Origin of the sequence: Glycomyces sp. NPDC021274 (genome assembly GCF_040641195.1) — a bacterium.
Classification (GTDB): domain Bacteria; phylum Actinomycetota; class Actinomycetes; order Mycobacteriales; family Micromonosporaceae; genus Glycomyces.
Genome location: NZ_JBFADC010000001.1, coordinates 497,100 through 512,683 on the forward strand (window position 1 = coordinate 497,100; position 15,584 = coordinate 512,683).

A 15,584-nucleotide genomic window follows, 5' to 3' on the forward strand; every position below is an offset into this window, starting at 1 on the left:
GCGTTCCTTCGCTGGTCTGTCTGGGCGAGTGTATCGGCTCGCCTGGTCGGGGCGGGGGTGTCGGCGGCGGCCGAGGGAGGCTCGGCCGCCGCCGGTCATTCAGTCGGACAGCGGGGTGAGGGTGATCCGGTCGAGGTTCGGCGCGTACTGCGAGCGCAGCAGGACGCCGGGCCAGGCGTCGGAGCTGTAGCTGACCCCGTCGAACTGCGGTTTCTCCTCGCCGCTGACGCCGATCTCGTTCACCCCCTCCTCGAGTTCGACGACTACGGTGAGCTCCCAGAAGTTGTTCTCGTGGAACGAGTGCGGGAAGATCACGCGGATCGGCTCGGCCCCGTTGACGGAGACGAGCGCGTAGCGGGCCACCGGGTCGGGGTTGTAGTGCGTCGCCGGCGACTGCTCCTCATTGGAGTAGCGGAAGGTCAGCGCGTACGTCCCGGCCTCGGGGACCTCGACGGCGTCGAAGGTGAGCGTGTTGCCGTTGCCCGGTTCCCCGCCGATGCCGGTGACGGCCTGCCCGCCGGAGGCGAGGGACAGGTCGGTGGCGGTGGCCGTCCCGGCGAGTACACCGTCCTCGGCTTCGTAGGCGACCGATTCGAGCGCGTCGGACGGCACGACGGTGAGGCGGTCCACCTGGAGCCGCTTGGCGCCCTCGACGACGATCTTGTTGACGCCGCCGAGGAGGAACGCGTTCACGGTGCCGTCCTTGGCCGTGGTGACGCTCTCGCCGTTGACCTCCAGCCGCACTTTGCCGCTGCGGAGGGTGTCGACGTCGAGGAGCGCCGCGGCGTCGGCGGGCGAGTAGACCCAGAAGGTCGCGGTGCCGCCCTTCGGGATCGCGGCGCCGCTGACGTCGCCGTAGACCGGGGTCGCCCCTTCGAGTTCGGCGTACTCGGCCTCGTACACGTCGGCCGTGTGCGCCGGGTTCGGGAGCGAGAGGTCGATCTTGTCGATGAGCACGTCGCCGCTGATCGTGCCGCTGCCGTCGAGGCTCTCGGTGGCCAGGGTGATCACGTGCTCCCCGGCGGTGAGCTCCACTGTGGTGTCAGCGTGGTCCCACACGACCCACTTGTAGCCCAATGGCAGGAAGACCTCCTGCTCCGCTGCGCCGTCGACGCTGAGGAACATGTTGGTCGGGCCTTGGGCCTGCACCTCCGGGTCGGTGTTGAGCGAGCTGGCGAAGACGCTGAGGTCGTACTCGCCGTCCTCGGGGACGTTCACGGTGAACTGGAGCCCGTTGTCGGTGCCGGTGCGCATGCCGCCGACGTTGTAGCCGCCGGAGGTGTAGAACTTCGCGACGTTCGCGGGCGAGCCCTCGGGGCCGTTGACGTTGAGGCCGGTGCCCTGGAACTCGGCGTCCTCGGCCTCATAGGTGGCCTCCCAGGCGGCGCGCGGCTCGGCGGTGCCGCCCGTGTCGGCGCCCGGGGTCACGATGACCTCGTAGGAGGACTCGGCGTCGAGCTCGGGCAGGTCGCCCGCGCCGAAGTGCACGGCCGCATCGGCGGCGGGCACGTCGAGTTCCATGATCGTCTCCGGTTGGGCGCTGTCGCCGATCTGGCCGCTCCAGCCGATCTCGCGCACGGCCACATGCACGGTCTCGCCGAAAACGCTCGTGGGGACGTTGTCGAGCCGCAGCGTGTAGTCGCCGCCCGCGCCGCCGAGGAGCACGCGGCTCTGCCGCAGGTCCTCGTCGAGCGTCGCGACGCCTTGGAGCGTGTAGCTCTGGCCCGGGTGCGGCGGCGTGACCTCCACAGTGGTCCCGCTCATCTGGCTGTAGGCGTTGAGGAGCCACCACTGGCCGTTGGCGCGGTTGGCCTGCACGGCGGAGTCGGAGAGGTTGCCGTCGATGTTCCAGTACGCGATGTCGCCGTACACCTTCTTGTCCTCGAGCGCGGAGATCCACTGGATCATCTGGCCCGGAACGGAGGTGTGGTAGTTGAAGGCGTACTCGGTGATGTTGATCGGGAGCTCGGTGCCCTCGAGTTCAGTACCGGCGAAGAGCTCGGTCTCCCAGGCGCGGTAGCGGTCCACATTGGCGCGGATCTTGGCGGGGTCGGAGAGTTCGTGCCACACCACGGTGTCAGGGACCGTGCCCGCTGCGATGGTGTGCGCCATGAAGCCCTTGACCTGGTTGTACAGGACGCTGGTGTTGGGTCCGCCGATGCGGGCGTCCGGCAGCACGTCGTGGATCACGGCGTAGGCGCGGTCCCAGGCCGCGAAGAAGTCGTCGGGGTCGTTGAGCCAGCTGGTGCCGTTGTAGCTCCACTGGCCGGTGCCGAACATGTTGCCCTCGGGCTCGTTGTACGGCATGAACACCACATTGGACTGCTGCTCGGCGGGAAGGGTCGCGACCTGCTCGGCCTGCAGCTTCAGCTTCTCCATGTAGATGTCGAGTTTCTCCTCCGGGGTGTCGCCCGGCCACTGGTACGGGAAGCCGCGGTGGATGTCGGTCATGTAGATGTACACGTCGCCGTTGGAGGCCTCGACCAGCGGGCCGAGCACTTCGAGCGCGTCCGCGCCCGGGTGCTGCGGGCCGTCCTGGGCCTTCGTGGCCACGGTGGTGAGGTCGATGCCGTCGATGAGGTTCGCGGACGGCAGGCCCTCGTCGTACAGGCCGTACAGCGTGCCGGAGGCCCCGCCGAGGAAATCGCCCGTGGGACTGCCGAGGTCCACGGTGATGGCGTTCTCGATCACCTCCACAGTGGCCGATACGGCGAGATCGTGTCCGATGACCTTGCCGGACACGGTGAACGTGCCGGGCTCGCCGTACTGCTCGGCCGGGATGTCGTCCCAGTCGATGCCCACGTTGCGGCCGATGCCGTCGCTGAACGCGGCCGGGGCCGCGGCGGGCAGTTCGGGCGCTTCGCCGACCACGGTGCGGGCCTCGAACGAGTCCTGCTGCAGCCCTTCGATGACGGGCAGCTCACCGCCGTAGAGCTCGGCGACCTGCGCCGCGTCGAGCGCGAGGTCGTACACCTGGAACTCGTCGATCGCGCCGTCGAAGAACGGGTGCCCGGACCAGAACGCCTTGCCGAGGAAGCCGGAGGTCGCGCCGTTCGGGTCGTGCATGACCGCGTCGAGGTCGAGCTGCGCCTTCGTACGGCCCACTTCGACACCGTTGAGGTAGTAGACGATCGCCTCGCCGTCGATGGCGGTCACCGCCTGGACCCACTCCCCCGTCGGAAGCTTGCCGGTGCCGTCCACGCCGACCTCGCTGCCGCCGTTCACCGGCTTGATCGAGGAGCGGTTGGTGCCGGGGCCCTGGTAGGAGGGGGTCAGGAAGGTGGCGCTGGCGTTGTCCTTGCCGAGGTTGTACGCCCACTGGAAGTCGGCGCCGCCGTCCCAGCGGAGCCAGGCGGCGATCGTCATCGCGTCGCGGCCCTCGAAGAGCCCGTGCGGCACCTCCACATAGGGCGCGGTGGTCGAGTTCGACGCGCCGCCGGTGAGGTCGAGCGCGGCGGTGCCGTCGGCCCGGCCGGGCACAGAAGGCGCCTGCGCGGGGTTGACGACGGTGCCGTCGAGGCCCGAGGGCGACAGGTCGTCCACGATGCCGTTCGCGACCTGCCCCTCCTCGAACGAATAGGAGAGGATCAGGTGCTCGTCCAGGGGATTCGCGGCGGCCGGCACGGCCGCGAGGGGCACTATGGCGATCGCGGCGAGGGCACTCGCCGTGCGCCACAGGGGTGTGCGGGACTTCATGTCGCCTCACTCTCGTCATTGAGAAGGCCGCCGGAGGGATGCGTTCCAGCGAACCGGTTCGCTCACACCGTACCGAGGATGAGCACCACTTGGCAAGAGCCTGGAGAACCGGTTCGCTGACGACTGCGCGGTGCGCCTCGCGGCGGTGCGGCGAAACCGGGCTCCGCCGACCATTGGGCCCCGCCCCGACCGGGTAGCCACCTGCCGAGACCCGCAGGCAAAGGATTGAAGGAGACCGTGCGCCCCATCGACCGGATCTACGCCGCCGCGTTCGTCGTCGCATGGAGCGGCGGCTTCATCGGCATCGAGCTCGGCACCCGCCACGGCTCCGCCTTGAGCCTCCTCACCTGGCGGTTCCTCGTGCTCGCCGTGCCCTCACTCCTCTGGCTGGTACTGCGGCGGGTGCGCTGCGACCGACGCGTCCTCGGCGCGCACTTCGCCATCGGCACGCTCGCGCAGGTCGGCTACCTCAGCGGCGTCGCCCTCGCCGCGCAGTTCGGCGTCGCACCCGGCGTCGTCTCCCTCATCGCGGGCATGCAGCCGATCGTCATGGCCGTGGCCGCCGCACTGCTGCTCGACGAGACCATCCGCCGCCTGCAGATCGTCGGCCTCGGCATCGGCTTCGCCGGCGTCGCACTCGTCGTCTCAGCGGACGGCTTCAACAGCACGGCTCCACTCTGGGCGTTCACGCTGCCGCTCCTGGCCGTGCTCAGCCTGGTCGCGGCCACGGTCATCGAACGCCGCGTCAAGCCGCAAGGGCTCGGCCCGATCGATGCGCTGGCGGTCCAGTTCCTGTTCGCCGCAGTCGTCTTCACCCTCGCCTCGGCCATCGGCGGCGACCTCGCGCCGTCACCGGCCCCCGGTTTCTGGGCGGGCGTCATCTGGACCGTCGTCCTCGCCGGGATCGGCGGATACGGCCTCTACTGGGTCGTGGTCCGCCGCAGCGGCGCCACGACCGCCTCGAGCCTGCTCTACCTGACGCCGCCGACGACCATGCTGTGGGCGTGGCTGATGTTCGGCGACCGTCTGGCGCTCACCTCCTGGATCGGCCTCGCGGTCGCCGCGGTCGGCGTGCTCCTGGCGCTCGACCGCGGCCGGGCCGACTCCCGCGAGGAGGGCCCGACCGGTCGTTCGCCCGATCGCGCCGCCGTCAGGTGAGCCGGAACGTGGCGGCCGAACGCTCCTGCGCGGTGGTCGCCGGCAGGATGTTGGCCAGACCGCCCGAGGCGCGGATGAACCGGCCCGGGAAGTTGTACGACTCGAACGACTCCGCGGCGGCGTCGGCCAGGCCGTCGCGCTGGTGGAAGCTCGCGTCCGCCTTGAACACCGCGGAGCCGTCGTCGGCCTCGACCCACAGCTCGTAGTTGCGGTGCCGCAGGTACCTGCCAGGGAAGTTCGCCGACTCCAGCGACACGGTCCCCGAACCGGTGCGGCCCGGCACGATCCGGAACTGCGAGTCGGCGAGCATCGCCACTGAGGTGCCCGCCCGGACCCGGTAGTCGTAGTGGTTCAGGTACGCCCCGGCCTGGCCGTGCAGCGCGAAGCGGTACGGGGTCGCGCCCGCCGCGACCGGGATGCCGAAGTCCGGCGTGCCGTCCGAGCGCCAGTAGACCTTCTGGATCCTGGTGTGCCGGTTGGGATCGTAGAGCGGGTCGCCGCTGATGGCCTTGTAGGGCCGGGCGTGGTAGACGAGGATGTCGCTCTGCCCGTCCTCGGAGACGGTCCAGCAGTTGTGGCCCGGGCCGTACTGGCTCGTCGCGTCGCTGCTGCGCAGCACCGGCTGCGAGTTCTTGGTCCACGAGGAGGCGCTGAGCAGGTTCGCGCCCGAGGAGGCGGTGAGGAGCCCGACCGCGTAGTTCGCGTCCGTGGCGCTGGCGGAGAACGTCATGAAGATCCGCCCGTTGCGGGCGATGACGGCTGGGCCCTCGTTCACCTTGTGCCCGATGGTCTCCCACGCGAGCGTCGGCTTGCTGATGCGCACCGGCGTGCCGGTGATGGTCCACGGGTTGGTCATCGCGGCCAGGTACAGGCTGGTGCCCGAGCCCAGTTCGGGGTCGCTCTGCGCCCAGCAGAGGAAGCGGGTCGAGCCCTGGGTGAACGTGGTCGCGTCGAGCGAGAACGAGTCGCGCGGCGTGACGATGCGGCCCTTCTCGGTCCAGGTGCCGCTCATCGGGTTCGCGCTCGCGTTCTCGAGCACGTACATGCGGATCGCCCACACGTCGTCGGTGCGCCCGGCGGCGAAGTAGATGTACCACTTGCCGTTCACGTGGTGGATCTCCGGCGCCCAGATGTGCGCGCCCATCTCGCCGCTGGCGTGCTTGGTCCAGATGGTGGCCTCGGCGGCGGTCGCGAGGCCCTGGAGGGTGGTCGCGCGGCGCATGATGATGCGGTCGTAAGCCGGGACGCTGGCGGTGAAGTAGTAGTACCCGTCGGTGTGGCGCCAGATGTGCGGGTCGGCGCGCTGCTGGATGAGCGGGTTGACGTACCGGACGCCGGGGGTGTCGGCGGCCTGGGCCGCGCCGGCGGCGAACCCGACGCCGGCGCTGGACGCGGCGGCGACCCCGGCGGCCTGGAAGAGCCGGCGACGACTGATCGGCGGGAACTGCATGGCGAACTCCTCGAGGGGGAGACCACATGTTGTGATCGATAACAATCCTGCAGTCAGCGTATGCAGACATCCCTCGAAAGTCAACGATATCGATCCACCAATATCGACAACCGCAAATGTCCGGTGCCTCCGGAGAGGCACCGGACACGGCTACCAGCGGTGGTGGACCTGCGCGCGGATCTTCGCGTCGTACAGCTCGCGCACGGCGGCCAGTGTCGACTCCGGCAGCGCCGCGAGGTCGGCCGCGGCGGCGTTCGCCTTGGCCTGCTCGGGATTCCGCGCACCGGGGATCACGGTGGAAACGCCCGGCTGCTGGATGAGCCAGCGCAGGGCGGTCTGCGCCGCGGTCGCGCCTTCCGGCGCAAGGTCCGCGAACTCGGCGGCGGCTTCGACGCCAGTCGCGTAGTCGACCCCGGAGAAGGTCTCGCCCTGGTCGAAGGCCTCGCCGTGCTGGTTGTAGGTGCGGTGGTCGTTCGCGGCGAACACGGTCTCCCGCGTGTACTTGCCCGAGAGGAGGCCCGACGCGAGCGGCACGCGCGCGATGATCCCGACGCCGGCCGCCGCCGCTGCGGGCAGGACCGCTTCAAGGGGCTTGAGCCGGAACGGGTTCAGGATGATCTGCACGCTCGCGGTGCCCGGCCGCGCGATCGCGGTCAGGGCCTCGTCGCAGGTTTCGACGCTCACCCCGTAGGCCGCGATCCGGTCCTCTTCCACGAGGGTGTCGAGCGCGTCGAAGACCGCGTCCGAGGCGTACACGGCCGTGGGCGGGCAGTGGAGCTGGACCAAGTCGAGCCGGTCGACGCCGAGGTTGGCGCGCGACCGGTCGGTCCAGGCCCGGAAGTTGTCGAGGGTGTAGAGCGCGGGGTCGAGGTCGACGCGGCGGCCCATCTTGGTGGCCACCAGGACCCCGGCGTCCGGCCGTTCCTTGAGGAAGCGCCCGATGAGCTGCTCCGAGCGCCCGTCGCCGTACACGTCGGCGGTGTCGAAGAAGGTCACGCCCGCTTCGACGGCCGCGTCGAGGACGGCGAGCGCGTCGGCTTCCCGCACCTCGCCCCAGTCGGCCCCCAGCTGCCAGGTGCCGAGCCCGACCACCGACACCCGCTGGCCGCTCCTGCCGAAAGCGCGCTGCTCCATCGGTCCCCCAAAAAACATCATTCGTCGCGTATCTCGCGGGGCAAGTCTAGGGAGGCGTGCCGGGACGCGGCCAACGGCCTCGGTCAGTTCACGGTGTCCGCGACCTGCACGTCGAGGGAGTACTCGGTGCCGTCGACGGTCTCGAAGGTCACGGTGGTGTCGATCTCCGAGCCGGTCGAGGGATCGGTGAGCAGGCAGGTGACCGACTCCCCCTCGACGACTTCGATGTCCTCTTCGCCGCAGTCGATCTCGGGGCGCTGGCCCACCTGCTCCTCGAGCGCGTCCTCGGCGCCGCGCCCGCCGGTATAGTTCCGTGCGTGCGCTATTTTGTTCAGTTTCCTGCCGGGACCGGCGAATTGGTCGCCGAGTCGATCGGTTCGTACGTCGACCGGCCGGAGATCGTCTACGCCGACGACAGTTCGCTGATCTTCGAGTCGGACACGCCGTATGCGCAAGTGGTGCAGATGCCGTTCGTGAAGAACTCGTTCACGGTGATCGCCGATGTCGTTCGGCGCGACATCGATGCGGGCGTCTTGGAACTGGCGGACAGCCTCCGCGATGACGGGCTCGCCAGCCACGCGGACACGTTCCGGGTGATGTTCCATGTGGACGGTGCGCTCATTCCGGTCAGTCCGCGGGCCAAGCGCGCACTCGAGACGGAGATCAGTGACGCATCGGGCCAGCGCATGGTCGGGCGCGGCTCCGGCGAGGAGTACTGGGTGGTCGGGAGGACCGACTTCGAGTACCTGATGCTGTGCCGGCGCCATATCCGGAGCAAGCGCGCGGAGAAGGCGGCGGGTGCGATCTCGCACGAGTTGTCGTCACTGCTCATCGCGGCGTCGAAGCCGCGGCCCGATGACGTGTTCCTCGATCCGTTCGCGGGTTCGGGCTCGTTCACGAATGCGCGGATGTCGTTCCCGGCGAAGCGCATCGTCTATTCGGATGCCGATCTGGCGCGGCTGCGCGACGATTTCCCGGCTGCGATCCGCGATGGCGGCGCGGTCGAATTCCTCGCCGATGACGCATTGGCGCTCGCGTCCTTCCAGGACCATGAAGTGGACGTGATCGTCACCGATCCGCCGTGGGGCGAGTACGAGGAACTGCCGCTGGCGCTGCCCGAGTTCCTCGACGCCATGGCGCGGTCGTTCGACCGGGTGCTCGAGCCGGGCAGCGGGCGTTTCGTGATCCTCATCGCGCGCATGGCGGCCGAAGAGGCCCAGAAGGCCCTGACCGCCAACCGCCTCGCCGTCGGCTCGGTGCACGAGATCCTGGTGAACGGCCACCCCGCGACGGTGCTCGTGGGCGGCCGCGCAGCGGCGTGAGGCCCGGAGTTCCGCACGCAACGATTCGGGGCCCTGCGCCTGGACGAATGTCCAGGCCAGGGCCCCGCGCGCGTGTCAGGGTCAGGCGCTGGCGGCGTCCTGGACCTCGCCGATGAGCTCCTCGACGATGTCCTCCAGGAACAGCACGCCCGTGGCCGAACCGTCCGCGCCCGTCACGCGGGCCACGTGGGCGCCCTCGGCGCGGATCTGCGCCAGGCCGTCCTCGAGCTCGGCGGCCCCGGCCACCACGGGCAGGTCGCGCAGCCGCTCAGCGGGGATCGGCGCGTCGAGCTCGTCGGGTCCGGTCAGGTCGAGCACGTCCTTGAGGTGCAGGTACGCGCGCGGCGTCCCGTCGGGGTCCTCGATGACGTAACGGGAGAACCCGTTCGCGGAGACCGCGATCTGCACGTCGCGCGGCGTCGGCCGGGGCGGCAGCGTCACGATCTCGTCCAAGGGGACCTCGACGTCGGCCACGGTCTTCTCGGTGAACTCGAACGCGGCCGTCAGCGTCCCCGAGTCGTCCACGAGGGTGCCCTCGCGCTGGGACGCCTCGACGATGGTGGCGACCTCGTCGATCGTGTAGGCGCTCTGGGCCTCGTCCTTCGGCTCGACCCGGAACAGCCGCAGTGCGCCGTTCGCGATCGCGTTCAGCGACCAGATGATCGGGCGCACGACGCGGGAGACGAACACCAGCGGCGGCGCCAGGATCAGCGCCGCCCGGTCGGGGACGGAGAACGCCAGGTTCTTCGGGATCATCTCGCCGAAGACGACATGGAGGAACGTCACCAGCAGCAGCGCCACCGCGAACGCGATCCCCGTGACGGCGGCCGGGGTCAGCCCGGTCCAGCCCAGCGGGTACTCGAGCAGGTGGTGGATGGCCGGTTCGGAGACGTTGAGGATCACCAGCGAGCACACGGTGATGCCCAGCTGGCTCGTGGCCAGCATCAGCGTCGCGTGCTCCATGGCCCACAGGGTCGTCTTCGCGGCGCGGCTGCCCTCGGCGGCGCGCGGCTCGATCTGCGAGCGGCGCGCCGAGATGACGGCGAACTCCGCGCCGACGAAGAAGGCGTTGGCGGCCAGGAGGACCACCAGCCAGACCAGTCCGGGAACGTACTCGCTCATCGACCGGCCTCCTGCTCGAACGTCTCCATGATGCGCTCACGCGTCCCGCCGAAGGCCGGGTCGGTGGCCTTGTCGTCGGGCAGGTAGCGCAGGCGCTCGATGCGCGAACCGGTGAGCCGGTCCACCCGGAGCCGGCCGCGGTCGATGCGGACCTCCTCGCCGGGAGCGGGGATCCGCTCGAGCGCGTCGAGGACGTAGCCCGCGACGGTCTCGTAGTCCTCGCCTTCGGGGATGCGCACGCCCGCGCGCTCCCACAGTTCGTCGGGGCGCAGCGAGCCCGCGATGAGGATCGAGTCGGCCTGCTTGAGGACCTGCCGCTGGATCTTGTCGTGCTCGTCCTGGACCTCGCCGAGCAGTTCCTCCACGAGGTCTTCGAGGGTGACGATGCCGGCGGTCCCGCCGTGCTCGTCGATGACGACCGCGATCTGGAAGCCCCGCCCGCGCAGCGTGCCGAGCAGCGACCCGACACCGGCGGCCTCGGGGACCTTCAGCGGCTCGGACATCAGCTCCGTCACCGGAACCGATCCGCGCCGGTCGAACTCGACGCCGTACGCGGACTTCACGTGGACCACGCCGACCACGTCGTCGACGTCCTCACCGAGGACCGGGAACCGGGAATGGCCGGTCCGGGCCGCTTCGGCGATCACGTCTGCGGCGGTCGCGTCCCGCTCCAGCGTCGTCGTCCGCACGCGCGGGGTCATGACCTCTTCGGCGGTGTGCGTCGAGAACGTGAGCGTCCTGTGCAGGATCGCCGCGTCGTCGCGGTCGAGCGAGCCCTCGGTGGCCGAGCGCCGGATCAGGAAGCTGAGCTCCTCGGCGCTGCGGGCCCCGGAGAGCTCCTCCTTCGGCTCGATGCCCATCGCGCGGATCGTGCGGTTCGCGGTGCCGTTGAACAGCACGATGATCGGTTTGAACACGAAGGTGAACCCGATCTGGAACGGCACCACGAGCTTCGCGGTCGCCAGCGGCACCGCCAGCGCGAAGTTCTTGGGGACCAGCTCGCCGAGGATCATCGAGAACAGCGTCGCCACGGTGATCGAGACGATCGCGCCGACCGCGGGCACCGCGGTCTCGGCGATGCCGAGGCCGAGGAGCGGGTCGCGCAGCAGCGAACTGATCGCCGGCTCGAACGTGTAGCCCGCGAGCAGGGTGGTGAGGGTGATGCCCAGCTGGGCAGAGGAGAGGTGGGTGGAGGTGACTTTGAGGGCCTTGATCGTGGGCTGCAGGCCCTTCTCGCCCTGGTCGCGCCGGCGCTCCAGTTCAGGCCGGTCGAGGTTGACCAGGGCGAACTCGGAGGCGACGAACAGGCCGGTGCCTACCGTCAGGATGACACCCGCGAGGATGCCCCAGACTTCGGTGTTCAACGCTCACCTCGCTGCGGCGTAGCGGAGACCGGCGGCGGCCGCTCCGAGGTGAGCCAGGGTTTATGACTGGGAGAATCGTCCATGCGGACGAGGATAGCGGCATCGGGACATCACCGCTCAGCGTAGGTGTCCGAATCACAACCCGAATCCGGTTCCCGCGCCTGCACTGCTCTCGAGGCGTCGCCGAGCCACCTGACCGCTCGCGGCCGGCCCGGGACCGCGTCGCGGAGTCCCGGGCCGGCCGCGTCGCCCGCTACTTCCCGATGCGGCTGAAGTTCAACGTGTTCATCCACGGCAGGTAGTCCTTGAACGCGTCTTCGACGCGTTCGGGGGTCAGCCCGTAGTCCCGCAGGGAGTACTCGTGCTTGCGGTCGCGGGCCGGGTTGCGGAGGACCCCGGTGAGGCGTTCGCCGTCCTGCTGCGTCCATGTGAGGCCGAGCCGGTCGTACAGTTCGGGGATCACCCGGGTCGGGTCGGAGACCAGCTGGAAGTACGGCACGTCGATGACGTCGCCCAAGCGCCGCTGCCGGAACGCGCGGCCGGCGGCGACGGTCTGCGGCAGCACGTCGAGCACGAGGTTCCCGATCGCCTCCCGGTCGGGCCTGGTCACGAACAGAGACTGGCACAGGTCGGCGAGCGAGCAGGTCGAGCCGATGACGGTGGCCGGGTCGCGGTGCGTCCAGACGATCCGCGCTCCGGGGAAGACCTCCCGGATGGTCGGCAGCTGGCCGAGGTCCATGGGGTACTTCAGGACCCAGCGCTTGCGCTCCCGCCCGTACTGGAGCACCTGCAGGGCCATCCGCAGGTACTCGTAGTCCGGGGTGGTGTCGCGGGCGGCGAACCATTCCTGGTAGTCGGGCATGGGCGCGTGGAACAGCACGTGGTAGAGCCCGTGCGGGAGCAGGAACATGGACTCCTCGGGCCGCTCCGGGTCGACCGGATGCACGTGCCCGAAGTCGGGGGCGTACTTCGTCGCCTGGAACTGCTTCTTCGCGGCCCGGACGATCCGCGCCGTGTCCTCCACGGGCAGTTCGAGGTCGGTGTGGACCATCTCCCACAGGAGGGGCCCGCGGCATTCGGGTGCGGCCGCGAGGATCTGGTGCGCGAGCGTGGTCGCCGTCCGCGGCAGGCCGACGACGAAGATCGGCTCTGTGATCCGCTCCCTGCCGATCTCGGGGTTGCGGCGGTGCAGCTCCCGGATGCGCAGCCGGTTCACCAAGCGCGCCTTCGCATCGAGGATCGACGTCATCCAACCGACCGGGGCCAGCCCGGGGACGCGCGCGGCGCACGAGATCAAGTACCGGAAGTCGGCGATCCACGCCTGGTCGTCCGCGTCGGCGTGCAGTCCGGCCGCGTCCTGCGCTTCCTGGACGGCTTTCGCCCAAGCCCGCTCGGGGTCTCTCGCGCCTCGGGTCATGGGCTTCAGGGCCGTGTTGATGACGCGCAATCGGGCAGTGGTGCGGGAACGGTGCATGACAGGACCTCCATAGGGGGTGCGGACCGCCGACCGCACACAATGGCCGGCGCTCCGAGGTTGATGCCGCGGCGAACGCCAAGGCGCCCATAGGTGCCGCGCTCCCATCCTGTCAGATGCCCACGGACCGCATCATCTGCTGAACGACGGTTCCCACGCGGACCGGCCCGCGCGCATGTTCAGGAAGTGGAGTGCCGGTTCGGGCGGCATTCGCCGGACCCCGTGGGGACGGTCGCGTCGATACCATCGAGACCATGCCCGAAGCGATCGAACGGTTGAATCAGGAACTGGCCGAAGCGAGAGAGCTGCTGCACCGCAAGCGGCACCACGAGCAGGTGCTGGCCCGGACCGAGCAGCAGGTGGCGTCCGCCGAAGCGGCGCTGCGGCTCGCCGAAGAGCGAGCGGCCGTCGAGCAGAAGGACGTCGACGAACTGGAGCGGGTGTCCTTCAAAGCATTGTGGGCCACGATCCTCAACTCCCGGGAGGAGCGGCTCGACGTCGAGCGGGCCGAGGCGGCGGCAGCGCAGATCCGAGTGGAGCAGGAGCGGGCCCGGGTCCGCTGGCTCGTCCAGGACCGGGCGTCGCTCGAGACCGCCGGAGCCGAATTCGCGACCGCGGAGGAGCGGTACCGCGAACTGCTGGCGGACAAGGAACGGGCCGTGCTCACGCTCGGCCTGCCCGCGGGCGGCGAACTTGAGGAGATCGCGGACCAGACGGCCGACCTGCGCGCCGAGCGGCGCGAACTCAATGAGGCCTGCAACGCCGGGCGGCAGGCGCTGGAACGGGTCAACGAGATCAGGCGCCTGCTCAGCAGCGCCGGCAGCGCCTCCGGCTGGGACCTCCTCGGCGGCGGCGAGCTGGTCAGCCAGTACAAGTACGACAAGCTCGACTCAGCGGGCCGCGCCGTCGCCTACGCGCAGCATGCGCTCGACGCGTTCAGCCGCGAACTGACCGACGTCGGCGTCGAGCAGCGCCACCGCGCCCCCGCGATCCCGAACAACTGGCTGACCGACGTCCTGTTCGACAACATCCTGACCGACGCAGTGCGCAACGGACAGATCCGCGACGCCACCCACCAGTTCAGCGCCATCCGCGACTCGGTCCAATCGACGATCCGATACCTGCGCGAACGGGACGCGGAAGCCGAGCGCAGACTCGTCCACCTGCAAACCCGCAGAGAAGCACTGCTCGTCGAGAACTGATCCGCCCTCGGCGTGCCCGACCTCGAACGGCCGTAAGCCTGCAGCCGTGACCGATGACCTTCCATCGCTGGCGCACCGGTGTCAGACTTGACATTCCCCGGGGGTCTTCCCAGCCCCGTTCCTGCGCTGAGGAGCGTCATGGTTTCGATCGGTCAGGTTCGCGATGATCTCCACTTCAACCTGCCTCGGCTGGTGCTCGAGCACGGCGTCCCGGGTGCTTCGGTCGCCGTCGGTGTCGGCGATGCGGTGGTGGAAGCCGCGTCCGGCGTCGTGAACACGCGGACCCGTGTCCCGGTCGCCCCGGACTCGGTGTTCCAGATCCAATCAATCACCAAGGTCTGGACCGCGACCCTGATCATGCAGTTGTTCGACGAGGGCCTGGTGGCCCTCGACGATTCCGTGCGGGCACACCTCCCCGAATTCCGCACCGCCGACCCCGACTCGAGCGCGTCGATCACGATCCGGCACCTCCTCACGCATACCGGCGGCTTCGAGGGCGATCTCTGGAAGGCGACGACCACCGGCGACGACGCCCTGCAGCGCCTCGTCGAGGACTGCGTCCCCGAACTGCCGCAGTCCGAGGCTCCGGGTACCCGCTACTCCTACTGCAGCGCAGGCATGGCGGTGCTCGGCAGGATCGTCGAGATCAAGCGTCGGATGCCGTTCGCCGCCGCGGTCCGCTCGTACCTGGCCGTCCCGCTCGGCCTCGAGGAGATCGCGTTCAACGCCGACGAAGCGCTCGGCTTCAGCACGGCCATGGGTCACCTGCCCCAGGGAGACCGGGGCATGCGGCCGCTGCCGGTCTGGGCGACCTTCCCCGAGTCCAACGCGCCGGCGGGAAGCCATCTGGCCATGTCCGCCCGGGCCCTCCTCGCATTCGGCCGCATGCATCTCGCGGACGGCCTGGCCCCGGACGGGACACGCGTGCTGACGGAGGCCTCCGCGAAGGCGATGCGCAGCCCGGAGACCGGCATCCCCGCTTCCGGCCCCGACCCGAGGCATATCGGCCTGGTCTGGGAGCTCGGCCACGGCGGCACGATCGTCGGCCACGCCGGCGGCACGTTCGGCATCGCCTCGCTCCTGATGCTGCTCCCCGCTCAAGGCGTGTCGATCGCGCTCTTGACCAACGGCGGCGACTTCAACGGTCTCTTCCGAGACCTCGTCGACCCCTGGATCCAAGCCGCCGCGGGTGTCTCGACAGCCCCGTCTACCCCCGCTCCGGACTCGGGCGGCCCCGGTGCGGATGCCGCCCGGTACATCGGCGACTACGGCACGCGCAACCAGCTCTCGACGGTGTCGATCGGTGATGACGGCCGTCTGGAGCTCTCTTACACGGCCACGTGCGAGGGCGCCGAAAGGTTCGCGAAAGCGGGAATCCCGCCGGGCCCCTTCACGTCCGAAATCCGCCGAGTCGAAGGCGACCTCTTCGCCTCGGTCGGCCCCGGCGAGACCATCGGCGGCTACACCGAGTTCCTGGACTCGGACGAAGCAGGCCGGGCGCGCTTCATGCACACGGGAGGCCGCTCAATCCCCCGGCTGCCTTGACTTAGGCGGGGGCCTCGCTGGGAACCACCTATGCGAGACGGAAACAGTCAGGCACGATCTCTCGCGCCAAAGGACCCCGCGCCGAACGGCAGCGGGGCTCTTGGTGATTCGAGTGTC

The 15,584-nt window shown here is 69.7% G+C and carries 11 protein-coding genes; 4 read left to right on the top strand and 7 right to left on the bottom strand.

Annotated elements, in window-relative coordinates; genetic code table 11:
- Positions 1–99: 99 nt before the first annotated feature.
- Positions 100–3,696 carry a LamG-like jellyroll fold domain-containing protein gene (locus tag AB0I03_RS02215; protein ID WP_360405011.1) on the bottom strand — a complete coding sequence of 1,199 codons (3,597 nt, stop codon included), beginning with the start codon at positions 3,694–3,696 and terminating at the stop codon, positions 100–102.
- Positions 3,697–3,933: 237 nt separating this feature from the next.
- Here AB0I03_RS02215 and AB0I03_RS02220 point away from each other — a divergent pair, with 237 nt between their 5' ends.
- Positions 3,934–4,854, top strand: coding sequence for a DMT family transporter (locus AB0I03_RS02220; protein ID WP_360405014.1), 921 nt, complete (start codon positions 3,934–3,936; stop codon positions 4,852–4,854).
- On the opposite strand, the gene AB0I03_RS02225 is transcribed toward AB0I03_RS02220, so the two are convergent.
- The 3 genes from AB0I03_RS02225 to AB0I03_RS02235 all read right to left on the bottom strand — a co-directional run bounded on the left by AB0I03_RS02225 (position 4,847) and on the right by AB0I03_RS02235 (position 7,704).
- Positions 4,847–6,304: a family 43 glycosylhydrolase gene (locus AB0I03_RS02225; RefSeq protein ID WP_360405017.1), complete on the bottom strand. Its 1,458-nt coding sequence runs from the start codon at positions 6,302–6,304 to the stop codon at positions 4,847–4,849. The two genes, AB0I03_RS02220 and AB0I03_RS02225, sit on opposite strands and share 8 nt — an antisense overlap.
- Before the next feature lie 150 nt (positions 6,305–6,454).
- Positions 6,455–7,438: an aldo/keto reductase gene (locus tag AB0I03_RS02230; protein WP_360405020.1), complete on the bottom strand. Its 984-nt coding sequence runs from the start codon at positions 7,436–7,438 to the stop codon at positions 6,455–6,457.
- Between the two features lie 83 nt (positions 7,439–7,521).
- Positions 7,522–7,704, bottom strand: a complete 183-nt coding sequence (locus tag AB0I03_RS02235; protein WP_360405023.1) for a hypothetical protein — start codon at positions 7,702–7,704, stop codon at positions 7,522–7,524.
- Between the two features lie 225 nt (positions 7,705–7,929).
- Between AB0I03_RS02235 and AB0I03_RS02240 the strand changes: the two genes are divergently transcribed.
- Complete coding sequence (locus AB0I03_RS02240; RefSeq protein WP_360405026.1) at positions 7,930–8,760, top strand: hypothetical protein; 831 nt, start codon at positions 7,930–7,932, stop codon at positions 8,758–8,760.
- Positions 8,761–8,841: 81 nt separating this feature from the next.
- Here the strand turns inward: AB0I03_RS02240 and AB0I03_RS02245 are convergent, their stop codons facing one another.
- The 3 genes from AB0I03_RS02245 to AB0I03_RS02255 form a co-directional block, all read right to left on the bottom strand.
- On the bottom strand, positions 8,842–9,882 hold the full coding sequence (locus tag AB0I03_RS02245; protein WP_360405029.1) for a hemolysin family protein: 1,041 nt from the start codon (positions 9,880–9,882) through the stop codon (positions 8,842–8,844).
- Positions 9,879–11,246, bottom strand: coding sequence for a hemolysin family protein (locus AB0I03_RS02250; protein ID WP_360405032.1), 1,368 nt, complete (start codon positions 11,244–11,246; stop codon positions 9,879–9,881). Before AB0I03_RS02250 ends, AB0I03_RS02245 begins: the two co-directional genes overlap by 4 nt.
- Positions 11,247–11,499: 253 nt before the next feature.
- Complete coding sequence (locus tag AB0I03_RS02255) at positions 11,500–12,720, bottom strand: sulfotransferase (RefSeq protein ID WP_360405035.1); 1,221 nt, start codon at positions 12,718–12,720, stop codon at positions 11,500–11,502.
- 254 nt (positions 12,721–12,974) lie between these two features.
- Here AB0I03_RS02255 and AB0I03_RS02260 point away from each other — a divergent pair, with 254 nt between their 5' ends.
- Together AB0I03_RS02260 and AB0I03_RS02265 are read left to right on the top strand one after the other, a co-directional pair.
- Positions 12,975–13,922 carry a hypothetical protein gene (locus AB0I03_RS02260; RefSeq protein WP_360405038.1) on the top strand — a complete coding sequence of 316 codons (948 nt, stop codon included), beginning with the start codon at positions 12,975–12,977 and terminating at the stop codon, positions 13,920–13,922.
- A 138-nt stretch (positions 13,923–14,060) separates the two neighbouring features.
- Positions 14,061–15,467, top strand: coding sequence for a serine hydrolase domain-containing protein (locus AB0I03_RS02265; protein ID WP_360405040.1), 1,407 nt, complete (start codon positions 14,061–14,063; stop codon positions 15,465–15,467).
- Positions 15,468–15,584: the final 117 nt, after the last annotated feature.